This window comes from Microvirga sp. 3-52 (genome assembly GCF_018383585.1).
Taxonomy (GTDB): Bacteria; Pseudomonadota; Alphaproteobacteria; order Rhizobiales; family Beijerinckiaceae; genus Microvirga.
This window is the reverse complement of record NZ_JAHAMK010000027.1, coordinates 59051-70908: the sequence shown is the minus strand read 5'-3', so window position 1 is coordinate 70908 and position 11858 is coordinate 59051. Positions and strand designations below refer to the sequence as shown.

General features: G+C 65.2%; 7 protein-coding genes and 1 pseudogene. 5 read left to right on the top strand and 3 right to left on the bottom strand.

The genetic code is table 11. The features are described 5' to 3' along the window. Together KHP60_RS18550 and glmM are read left to right on the top strand one after the other, a co-directional pair. Window positions 1-266, top strand: a pseudogene (locus tag KHP60_RS18550) (cell division protein FtsH); the annotation flags it as partial. Between the two features lie 224 nt (window positions 267-490). Beyond that, the gene (gene glmM / locus KHP60_RS18545) at window positions 491-1846 is read left to right on the top strand and encodes a phosphoglucosamine mutase (RefSeq protein ID WP_213565806.1); all 1356 of its coding nucleotides are present in this window, start codon (window positions 491-493) and stop codon (window positions 1844-1846) included. 234 nt (window positions 1847-2080) lie between these two features. Here glmM and KHP60_RS18540 read toward each other — a convergent pair whose 3' ends face one another. Then, window positions 2081-5242, bottom strand: a complete 3162-nt coding sequence (locus KHP60_RS18540; protein ID WP_213565805.1) for an efflux RND transporter permease subunit — start codon at window positions 5240-5242, stop codon at window positions 2081-2083. Window positions 5243-5304: 62 nt separating this feature from the next. Continuing rightward, window positions 5305-6573, bottom strand: a complete 1269-nt coding sequence (locus KHP60_RS18535; protein ID WP_213565804.1) for an efflux RND transporter periplasmic adaptor subunit — start codon at window positions 6571-6573, stop codon at window positions 5305-5307. Window positions 6574-6820: 247 nt separating this feature from the next. On the opposite strand from KHP60_RS18535, the gene KHP60_RS18530 reads away from it, so the two are divergent. From KHP60_RS18530 to purU, 3 genes are all read left to right on the top strand, one after another. After that, entirely contained in the window at window positions 6821-7993 is a 1173-nt protein-coding gene (locus KHP60_RS18530) for a phosphoserine transaminase (protein WP_213565803.1), read from the top strand. Between the two features lie 128 nt (window positions 7994-8121). Next, window positions 8122-9714, top strand: coding sequence for a phosphoglycerate dehydrogenase (serA, locus tag KHP60_RS18525; RefSeq protein ID WP_213565802.1), 1593 nt, complete (start codon window positions 8122-8124; stop codon window positions 9712-9714). Between the two features lie 70 nt (window positions 9715-9784). Further along, entirely contained in the window at window positions 9785-10657 is an 873-nt protein-coding gene (gene purU, locus KHP60_RS18520) for a formyltetrahydrofolate deformylase (RefSeq protein ID WP_213565809.1), read from the top strand. 162 nt (window positions 10658-10819) lie between these two features. On the opposite strand, the gene KHP60_RS18515 is transcribed toward purU, so the two are convergent. Beyond that, a complete protein-coding gene (locus KHP60_RS18515) occupies window positions 10820-11725 on the bottom strand; it encodes a DMT family transporter (protein ID WP_213565801.1) in 906 nt (301 codons plus the stop codon). Between the last annotated feature and the right edge of the window lie 133 nt (window positions 11726-11858).

Sequence of the window (11858 nt, the reverse complement as noted above, 5' to 3'; positions counted from 1 at the left end):
AGGTCCGCCGCCTGGTCGAGGACGGGCTCAACGATGCCCGCCGCATCCTGACCGAGAAGGCGCACGAGCTCGAGGCCCTGGCCCGCGGCCTGCTCGAATACGAGACCCTGACCGGCGACGAGATCCGCAACCTCCTCGACGGACAGCCGCCGGTGCGCGACACGGGCGAGGCTATCTCTCCCAACCGCGGCTCCGCCGTGCCCACCGCCGGCCGTGGCCGGCCGCGGGAGAGCGACGGGGGCATGGAGCCCCAGCCGCAGGCCTAAAACGGCCGTCCCTGTAGAATTCTGGACGCCCGCCACCCGGCGGGCGTTCTTTTTTGTTTACCTCAAAGATCTAATAATCCCTAAGGACCAGGTTTAAGACTTGTAACAATCGCTTATCACTTGTGATGGCGCGCATTGGCTCAAGTCCCTTGACCTCATTCAGGGAGGTTGCTTTGAAAAAGCCAAAGCGCGCAATGGCGCTACGGGATGCGGAGACAAAGCACGTGCGTAAATACTTCGGGACCGATGGAATTCGAGGTCGCGCCAACGGGATCATCACGCCGGATCTGGCCCTGCGGGTCGGGCAGGCGGCCGGTCTCATGTTCCAGCAGCGCGGCGATTACCGGCACCGGGTCGTGATCGGCAAGGATACGCGGCTCTCCGGCTATATGATCGAATCCGCCCTCCAGGCCGGCTTCACCTCGGTGGGCATGGACGTGCTGCTGCTGGGCCCAATCCCGACCCCTGCGGTCGCCATGCTGACGCGCTCTATGCGTTGCGACCTCGGCGTCATGATCTCGGCCTCCCACAACCCCTACGAGGACAACGGCATCAAGCTGTTCGGTCCCGACGGGTTCAAGCTCAGCGACGACATTGAGCTTCAGATCGAGGCCTTGATCGATTCCGACCTGACACGGCGCCTGGCCGGGTCTTCCACGCTCGGGCGCGCCAAGCGCATCGAGAGCGTCCAGGCCCGCTACATCGAGTTCGCCAAGCGCACCCTGCCGCGCCAGGTCGACCTGGAAGGCATGCGCGTGGTGATCGATTGCGCCAACGGCGCCGGCTACAAGGTCGCCCCGGAGGCCCTCTGGGAGCTCGGAGCCGAGGTGGTATCCATCGGCGTGGAGCCCAACGGCTTCAACATCAACCACGATGTCGGCTCCACCGCGCCGGATGCCCTGATCCACAAGGTGCGCGAGCTGCGCGCCGACGTGGGCATTGCCCTCGACGGGGATGCGGACCGGGTGCTGATCGTCGACGAGAAGGGCCACAGAGTCGATGGTGACCAGCTCATGGGCGTCGTCGCCCGCTCCTGGAAGGAGGACGGTCGCCTGGCACAGCCCGGCATCGTCGCGACGATCATGTCCAATCTCGGCCTGGAGCGCTATCTGAACGGCATGGGCCTCGGCCTGGTGCGTACCGCCGTCGGCGACCGCTACGTGCTCGAGCACATGCGCGCTCACGGCTACAATCTCGGCGGCGAACAGTCTGGCCACATCATCATGTCCGACTACACCACGACCGGCGACGGCCTCGTGGCGGCCCTCCAGCTCCTCGCCGTGGTGAAGAGCCTCGGTAAGCCGGTCTCGGACGTCTGCCATTGTTTCGAGCCGCTGCCGCAGGTCCTCAAGAACGTGCGCTACAAGTCTGGCAAGCCGCTGCAGGAATCCTCGGTCATCCAGGCCATCGAGTCCGGCCGCGAGACCCTCGGCAATGCCGGCCGCCTCGTGATCCGTCCCTCCGGCACCGAGCCCGTCATCCGCGTAATGGGCGAGGGCGACAACGAAGACCTCGTCAACCGCGTGGTGGACGACGTGGTGGAAGCCGTCACCCAGGCCGCGTCGAGGGCCGCTGCGTAAGCACGGCTTCCGTTCCGCTTTCCAAAACAGAAAAGCCCCGGCGAGATGATCGCCGGGACTTTTGTTTTCTGTCTTCCTGGTGGTGCGTGCGTCTCTCAACCTCATCCTGAGGAGCCTGCGCAGCAGGCGTCTCGAAGGAGGATTCAGAGAGCACTGGACCCGCCCTCGCCCTTCGAGACGGACCTGACGATCTTCCTCAGGATGAGGATCAAGGGAGAATGCGCCCTCGCCCGATCACTCCGCCGGGTGGGCCGGAGGAACCTCCTTCGTCCGCGACGGCAGGTCCTCGCCATGGGGGCGCTGGCCTGTCTCGGCGCGGAGCCTGTCGAGCAGTTCGCTCACATAGGTTGCGGGCTTGGTGAAGCCGCCGAGGAGCAGGTAGATCGAGGGCACCACCAGCATGGTCAGCATGGTCGAGACGGTGACGCCGCCCACGATCACAGAGCCGATGGCGTTGCGCGCCTCGGCGCCGGCACCGGTGGACCAGGCGAGCGGGATGGCGCCGCCGATCATGGCGATCGAGGTCATCAGGATCGGACGCAGGCGCAGGACCGAGGCTTCGACCACCGCATCCCGCACCGAATACCCGCGCTCGCGCAGCTGGTTCGAGAATTCGACGATCAGAATGCCGTTCTTGGTCATGAGGCCGATGAGCAGGATCATGCCGATCTGGCTGTAGATGTTGAGCGTCTGTCCGGTGACGAACAAAGCCAGCAATCCGCCGGTTACCGCGAGCGGTACGGTGAGCATGATGATGAACGGGTTGATCCAGCTCTCGAACTGCGCCGCCAGCACCAGGAACACCACCAGCAGCGCCATGGCGAAGGTCAGGTAGATCGCGCCCGTCGAGTCCAGGAAGTCCTTGGATTGACCATTATAGCCGATGCGCACCTCCGCCGGCAGGTTGTCGCGCACGATCTGCTGCAGGATGTCCAGGCCCTCGCCGATGGAGACGCCCGGCGCCAGTCCGGATTGAATCGTGATCGACCGCAGGCGGTCGAACCGGTTCAGCGCCTGCGGAGCGGCCGATTCCGTCAGAGTGACGAAGGAGGAGAGCGGAACGAGCTCGCCGTTGCCGGCGCGGATGAAGGTGTTGGAGAGGTCGTTCGGCGATGCGCGGTCCTGGGCGCGGGCACGCATGATCACCGGGTATTCGTCGCCGCGGCTGACGAAGGTCGAAACTTCGGTCTCGCCGAACATCAGCTCGAGCGTGCGGCCGATATCCTCCACCGAGACGCCGAGATCGGCGGCGCGCTGGCGGTCGATCTGAACACGGATATCCGGCTGCGACTCGCGGTAATTGGAGTCCATGTTGACGAACTTGCCCGTCTCCTGGGCCTTCTGCATGACGATGTCGCGCCAGCCGCGGATCGTCTCGTAGTCGGGGCCGCCGAGCACGAACTGGATCGGCTGGCCGAACCCGCCGGCACCGCCGAAAGCGGGCGGGTTGACCACCGATGCGCGCGCTCCGGGGAAGTTCGACACCTTCGGCGTCATCTGGCGCACGATGTCCTGCTGGCTCTCGGTACGGTCTTCCCAGGGCACGAGGCGCACGATCACGATGCCTTCGTTGACCGGGGAGGGGCGGGCAAAGCCGGGGGCCACCTGACTCAGCATCGAGGCGACAAGGCCCTTCTCCTGCAGGGGCATGAGGGCTTTCTCGACCTCCTTCACCCGGTCGCGGGTATAATCGAGGCTCGCACCTTCAGGCGCCTGGAGCCGGACGATGACGGCGCCGCGGTCCTCCGTGGGCGCGAACTCCTTCGGCAGCGACTGGAACAGGCCGTAGGCCGAGAGCGACACCAGGAAGCCGATGAAAAGGATGACGACCGGCACCCGCAGGGCGCGGGAGAGGAGCCAGCGGTAGCCGCTGTTCATCTTCTCGAAGACCGGCTCGGTCATGCGCTGGATCCGGCCATGGGCCGGGACCATGAGCTTGGAGCACAGCATCGGGGTGAGCGTGCGCGCCACGACGCCCGAGAAGAAGATCGAGGCGGCGAGCGTGATGCCGAATTCCCGGAAGAGCTTGCCTGTATTGCCGGTCATGAAGGCGAGCGGCACGAACACGGCCATCAGGGTGGCCGTGGTGGCGATCACCGCGAAGCCGATCTCGCGGGCGCCGTCGAAGGAGGCGAGCAGCGGCGGCTGGCCTTCCTCGATGCGCCGGTGCACGTTCTCGATCTCCACGATCGCATCGTCCACCACGATGCCGATGGCGAGCACGATGGCGAGCAGCGTCAGCACGTTGATCGACGCGCCGAAGAAGGCCATGACCATGAAGGCCGCGATGATCGAGACCGGGATGGCCACCATGGCCACGATGGTCGAGCGCCAGTCACGCAGGAAGAGCAGGATCACCAGGATGACGAGCGCCACGCCTTCTATCAGCGTGTGCAGCACGCCTTCGATCGAAGCGCGAATGAACTGGCTCTCGTCATAGGCGACTTCCGCCGTGGTGCCGGGCGGCAGTGAGCTCTTCAGCTCCTCCAGTTCCTTGCGCACGCCATCGACCACGGAGAGCGTGTTCGCCGTCGACTGGCGCACGACGCCCAGGCCGATGGCGGTCTCACCCGATTGGTAGAATTCGAACCGGGTGTCCTCGGGACCGACCTCGACTTGAGCCACTTCGCCGAGCCGAACCAGATAGCCGTTCTTGTTGGTGACGATCACCTGCGAGAACTGCTCGGGCGTGGCGAGGCGGGAATCGGTCTTGATGGTGAATTCGCGCTGGCTGGACTCGATCCGGCCGCCGGGCAGTTCCACGTTCTGGCGCTTGATGGCCGTCTCCAAGTCCTGCACCGTGAGCCCACGGGCTGCCAGGGCCGGTCGGTCGACCCAGATCCGCATGGCAAAGCGCCGCTCGCCGCTGAGATTGACGTTGGCCACGCCCGGGACGGTGGAGAGACGGTCCACGTAGACGCGCTTGAGGAAGTCGCTGAGTTCGAGCGCGTCGAGGGTCGTCGACGTCACGCCTACCCACAGGATGGCCGAGGCATTCGCGTCGACTTTCCGAACCACCGGCGTGTCGGCGCCGTCGGGCAGTCGCCCAGTGATGCGGGAGACGGCGTCGCGCACATCCGAGGTCGCAGCTTCCGGATCGCGAGAGACCTCGAACTCGATGGAGACGGACGAGCGGTCGTTCTGGCTCTGGGACGTGATCTGGCGGATGCCTTCGATGCCGGCGACCGCGCCTTCCACGATCTCCGTCACCCGGCTCTCGATCACCTCGTTCGAGGCGCCGCGATAGACGGTGGAGACCGAGACCACCGGACGGTCGGTCTGCGGATATTCGCGAACCGGCAGGTTCATGAGCGCGGCAAGGCCGCCGACGATCAGCAGCAGGCTGACCACGACGGCGAAGACAGGACGGCGGATGAAGAGGTCTGAAACCTGCATGACGGTTCGGCTCTGTACCAGTCAGTAAAACGAAAACCTCCCGCCGGTGCGGGAGTGGAAAATCACTTGCGCTCGGCGGCCTGGGCGGCGCCGATGGCCTGTGGAACGTTCAGCGAGGAGCGTGAGGGCTGCTCCCGGGTCGCGGCCGGCACGGGGGCGGCCGGCGGGCCCGAGCCGAGCGGCCGGGCAACGACTTCGGCCCCGGGCCGCACGCGCTGAACACCCATCACGACGATGGTCTCGCCGGCTTTCAGCCCGTCCACCACCTCGACCTTGCCGCCCTGACGCTGACCGATGGTGATGACGCGGCGTTCCACCTTGCTGTCCTTCACCGGATAGACGACGTGGCGCAGGCCTTCGCTGACGACGGCCTCTTCCGGCACCACGATGGCGTCATCCCTGGTCGAAACCTCCAGGGCGACGGACAGGAACATGCCGGGCTTCAAAGCCTCGTCCGGATTGTCGAACTCGGCCGTCAGGCGCGCCGTGCGGGTCGTCTGATCGACGCGTGTATCGATGGTCGCAACGGTCCCCTTGAAGGTGCGGCCCTTGTAGGCGGCCGAGGTGGCGTTGACCGTCTGGCCCGGCTTGAGGCGGCCCAGGAGATTTTCCGGCACCGCGAAGTCGAGGCGGATCCTGGACAGATCGTCGAGGGAGGTGATGCGGGTGCCTGGGGCCACATAGGCGCCGAGGGAGACGGAGCGGGTGCCGACGCGTCCGGCGAAGGGGGCTCGGATGATCAGGTCTTCGAGACGAGCCTCGGCGGCCTTGCGCTGGGCGCGGGCGGAGGCGATGGAGCCCTCGAGCGACTTCATCTGGGCCGTCAGATCGTCGACCTGGGCGCCGGTGCCCGCGCCGGTGCGGCTCAAAGCCTGGGCGCGTTCCAGCTTGATGGCAACTTCGTTCTTGAGGGCTTCGGCGCGGCTCGCCTCCGCGATCGTCTGCTCGATCTCGGCGCGTCGTTCGGCGGCGTCGAACTGGACCAGCATGTCCCCGGCCTTGACCTTCTGGCCTTCGGTGAAGCCGATTTCGCCGACAACGCCTGCCACCTTGGCGGTCACGGTGATCGATTCATAGGCACGGACCGTGCCGACCGATTCCCGCATCTCGACGATGCGGCCGGTCCTGACCATGTCGACCTCTACCGTTGCGGGACCGGCAGCGCCGCCCCGGCCGCGCCCGCCCTGGGCGGCCTGCTGCTCTGCGGGTTGGCTCACATACGCGCCGATCACGGGCAGATTGGCCAGATAGCCGCCCTTATAGGCGTACCAGCCGCCAAAGCCTGCTGCCCCCAGCATGGCAATGACAGCGAGTTGACCGGACACACGCATGCTCGCTCCTTACTCAGTCTCTCGGCCTTATTGGCTTTTTGGTCGAAATTGTCGGAAGTTGTCCTAGCACAATATATGCCAAGCGCTCTGAAGATAACGCAGCAGACACGATGTTTTGTATTACGATTTCGTAATATGAACGCTTGCCCCGCGACGAGTGCCTTGACCGTCGTCTTTGCCTCCGTCATACCGGTCGGCGGGACACCTCTCCCCACCGAGAGGCGCCCATCTGTAAGGATGGATTACCATGACAAACCTGCCCGCCGTGCGTCCCCGCGCGCCTTTCTTCTCGTCCGGCCCCTGCGCGAAGCGCCCCGGATGGTCTCTCCAGAATCTCAAGACCGACAGCCTCGGCCGCTCGCACCGCGCGAAGCTCGGCAAGGCGCGCCTGAAGCTCGCCATCGACCTCACCCGCGAGGTGCTCGAGGTGCCGGCCGATTACCGCATCGGCATCGTGCCGGCCTCGGACACTGGAGCCGTGGAGATGGTGTTGTGGTCGATGCTGGGCGCCAAGTCCGTCGACATGCTGGCCTGGGAGAGCTTCGGCGAGGGCTGGGTCACGGACGTGGTCAAGCAGTTGAAGCTTGCCGACGCCCGCGTCGTCAATGCGCCTTACGGCGAGCTTCCGGATCTCAAGCAGGTCGATACGAAGAACCGCGACGTGGTGTTCACCTGGAACGGCACCACCTCCGGCGTGCGCGTGCCCAACGCTGACTGGATCGCGGCCGACCGCGAGGGGCTGACCATCTGCGACGCCACCTCGGCGGCCTTCGCGCAGAAGCTCGATTTTGCGAAGCTCGATGTGGTCACCTTCTCCTGGCAGAAGGTTCTCGGCGGCGAAGCGGCTCATGGCATGCTCATCCTCTCCCCCCGCGCGGTGGAGCGGCTCGAGACCTACAAGCCGGCCTGGCCGCTGCCGAAGATCTTCCGCATGACCAAGGGCGGCAAGCTCATCGAAGGCATCTTCGAGGGCGAGACGATCAACACGCCGTCCATGCTGGCCGTCGAGGATTATATCGACGCGCTCGAATGGGCGAAGTCCATCGGCGGGCTCAATGCGCTCGTGGCCAAGGCCGACGCCAACGCGAAGGTCATCCACGACTGGGTGGCAAGGACCCCGTGGATCGCCAATCTCGCCAAGGTTCCCGCCACCGTGTCGAACACCAGCGTATGCCTCGTCATCGCCGATCCGGATGTGATTGCACAGGGTCCCGAGGCCGTGGCGCAGGTCGCCAAGGGCATCACGACGGCGCTCGACAAGGAAAACGTGGCTCTCGACATCGGCGCCTATCGCGATGCTCCTCCCGGCCTTCGCATCTGGTGCGGCGCCACCGTCGAGCAATCCGACCTGGAAGCCTTGACACCCTGGCTCGACTGGGCCTTCGCGCAGGAAAAGGCGAAGCTCGCGAAAGCGGCTTGAGGTCAGACCTGCCACGATCGTCATCCCCGGGACACGCCCGGGGATCCACGCCTGAGGGCTGAGCTTGCGATACCGGCAGACACGGATGGCCGGGACAAGCCCGGCCATGACGCCATGAGGTTCAACCCATGCCCGCTCCCCGCGTTCTCATTTCCGACGCTTTGTCTCCCGCCGCAGTGCAGATCTTCAAAGATCGCGGCATCGAGGTCGATTTCCAGCCGGATCTCGGCAAGGACAAGGACAAGCTCGCCGCCATCATCGGCTACTATGACGGCCTCGCCATCCGGTCCGCCACCAAGGTGACGGCGAAGATCCTCGATCAGGCCAAGAACCTGAAGGTGATCGGCCGCGCCGGCATTGGCGTCGACAATGTCGAGATCCCCGCCGCCACGGCGAAGGGCGTCATCGTCATGAACACGCCCTTCGGCAATTCCATCACCACCGCCGAGCATGCGATCGCCATGATGTTCGCGCTCGCGCGCCAGATCCCGCAGGCCGACGCCTCCACGCAAGCCGGCAAGTGGGAGAAGAACCGCTTCATGGGCGTCGAGCTGACGGCCAAGGTGCTCGGCGTCATCGGCTGCGGCAATATCGGGTCCATCGTGGCCGATCGCGCCATCGGCCTGCGCATGAAGGTGATCGCCTACGATCCCTTCTTGTCGCCGGAGCGCGCGGTCGAACTGGGCGTCGAGAAGGTAGAGCTGGACGATCTCTTACGCCGCGCCGACATCATCACGCTGCACGTGCCGATGACGGAGAAGACGAAGAACGTGCTCTCGGCCGAAAACATCGCCAAGACCAAGAAGGGCGTGCGCATCGTCAACTGCGCCCGCGGCGGTCTCGTCGACGAGGTGGCGCTGCGCGCAGCCCTCGATTCCGGCCATGTGGCGGGCGCGGCCTTCGACGTGTTCGTCGAGGAGCCGGCAACATCCAACCCGCTCTTCGGCCATCCCAACGTGGTCTGCACGCCGCATCTCGGCGCCGCCACCACGGAAGCGCAGGAGAACGTGGCGCTGCAGGTGGCCGAGCAGATGTCGGATTACCTGCTGCAGGGCGCGATCCAGAACGCGGTGAACTTCCCCTCGATCACCGCGGAGGAAGCACCGCGCCTGAAGCCGTTCGTGGCGCTCGCCGACAAGCTCGGCTCGTTCCTGGGCCAGCTCACGGAAGCCTCGATCAAGGGCATCCGCATCGAATACGAGGGCGCCGTGGCGGAAATGAACACCCGCGCGTTGACCTCCGCGGCCGTGACCGGCGTGCTGCGTCCCTTCCTGCAGGACATCAACATGGTGTCCGCCCCGGTGGTCGCGCGCGAGCGCGGCATCACGGTCGAGGAGGTCAAGCGCGAGAGCGCGGTCCGCGACTACGAGAGCTTCATCCGCATCGTCGTCGATGCCGAGGACATGCCTCGCCATGCGGGCGGCACCGTGTTCCAAGACGGCAAGCCGCGCGTGCTCGACATCCGCGACATCGCGGTCGATGCGGAATTCGCCCCGCACATGATCTATGTGCGCAACGACGACAAGCCCGGCTTCATCGGCCGCTTCGGCACGCTGCTCGGCGAGTCGGGCGTGAACGTTGCGACCTTCGCGCTCGGGCGCGACAAGCCGGGCGGCGACGCCATCTGCTTCGTGTCGGTCGACCAGCCGGTCTCCGATGAACTCCTGCGCAAGATCGAGGAGATCCCGCAGGTCAAGCGCGCCCGCGCGGTGCGATTCTAAACGCATCTTCCGGCGAACCGGCATCCGCTTCGCCGGAAGATGCGGCATGCAAGAAGCTGAGGTAAGCATGATGGTCCATGTCCCGTCGCAACGCTTCGTCCTGACGCTCGCCTGCGCGAACCGTCCCGGTATCGTGGCTGCCGTGGCAGGGCATCTGTCGGATGCGGGCCTCAACATCCTCGACGCTCAGCAATATGACGACACGCAGACGGATCGCTTCTTCATGCGTGTCGTGTTCGATCCCGTGTCGGGGGAGAGCGACATCGACGCCTTGAAGAGCGGCTTCGTGCCGCTTGCCGAGCGCTTCGGCATGACATGGACCCTGCGCGATCCGAGCGAGAAGCGCCGGGTGATGCTGCTGGTCTCGAAATTCGACCATTGCCTCGCGGATCTGCTCTACCGCTGGCGCATCGGCGAGCTCGATTTCGAGCCCGTCGGCGTCATCGCCAATCACCCGGTCGAAACCTACAGCCATGTGGATCTGGGCAGGGTTCCGTTCCACTGCCTTCCCGTCACGAAGGACACGAAGCTCGAACAGGAAGCCAGGGTCTGGGAGATCATCCGCGACTCCAAGGCCGATCTCGTGGTGCTCGCGCGCTACATGCAGGTCCTGTCGGACGGTCTCGCGGCAAAGCTCACGGGGCGCTGCATCAACATCCACCACTCGTTCCTTCCGAGCTTCAAGGGCGCCAAGCCCTACCATCAGGCTCATGCCCGCGGCGTGAAGCTGATCGGCGCGACCGCGCATTACGTAACGTCCGACCTCGACGAGGGCCCGATCATCGCGCAGGACGTGGAGTCGATCACGCACCGTGACTCGGCGGAAGATCTCGTGCGGAAAGGGCGCGACATCGAACGTCGCGTTCTCGCGCGCGCCGTGCGCTATCACCTTGAAGACCGCATCCTGCTCAATGGCCGCAAGACGGTGGTTTTCGCGGATTAGCGTTGCGGCCTGTCACACCTACAACGTCATCACCGGCCTTGGGCCGGTGATCCCGATTACTCGAAACGCCGTGCTCAACCAATCGGGATGGCCGGGACTGATCCCCGGATCAGGTCCGGGGACGGCCATGACGCGGAGAGTTGGGTTATGGGGCGGCCGTGCCTACCGCCGCCGTTCTGCCAGCCAGATGCCGCCGAGCACGAGCGCCAGGCCGAGCGCATGGTAGGTCGCGAAAGGCTCGCCGAGCAGAACGACCGCGAGCAGGGCGCCGAAGACCGGCACGAGATTGACGAAAAGTCCTGCCCGTGCGGGGCCGATCAGCTCCACGCCGCGGATGAAGAAGATCTGCGAGAGCAGCGAGGGCAGGAGCGCGACGTAGAGCAGGATGAGCCAGCCCTTCGGCGTGGGAAACTGCGCCGTGCCCTGGATCATCTCCATGCCGACGAGGGGCACGGAACTGACGAAGGCCACCACGGCCATGGCGGTGAAGAAGAGGAGGCCCGGCATCTCCGGGCGATAGCGGAGGCCCAGCGTGTAGATCGAGTAGAACACGCAGGCGATCAGCATCCATACGTCTCCGATATTGATCGCCAGCGTCTTCAGGATCTCCCAATCGGCTTTGACGGACACCATGATCACGCCGATCAGCGTGACGATCATGCCGAGGATCTGGAGCGGGATCACGCGGGCGCGGAAGACGACGATCATGCCGATGAGCACGAAAACCGGGATCGAACCCTGGAAGATGGTGAGGTTGACCGCGCTCGTGTGGTGAGCGGCGGCATAGAAGAGCGCGTTGAAGGCGGTGAAGCCGAAGACGCCCATGATGAGGGTGAAGAACCAGCGGGCCCGGAACTTCGCCCATTCCGCCACGAGCTGCCGCCCGACGAGCGGCAGCAGGATTGCCACCACGACGATCCAGCGCAGGCAGGTGAGCACCATGGGCGAGACCTCGCCGATGGCCAGCCGGCCGGCGATGCCGTTGCCGGCCCACATGAGCGTGGTGAGGACCAGGAGAACATAGGCCCGCCCCCAAAGGCCCTGCCGGAGCGAATGCAGAAATTTCATCGGAGGCCGGACCTCTCTAGCGCATCGTTTGCCGCGCAACAGTGGCTCCACACTTGCGCGGCAAACGATGCGCTTACTCTATGAAGATTGTATCGGATTGACCCCAAAAGCGGTTTCCACTTTTGGGTCCGAT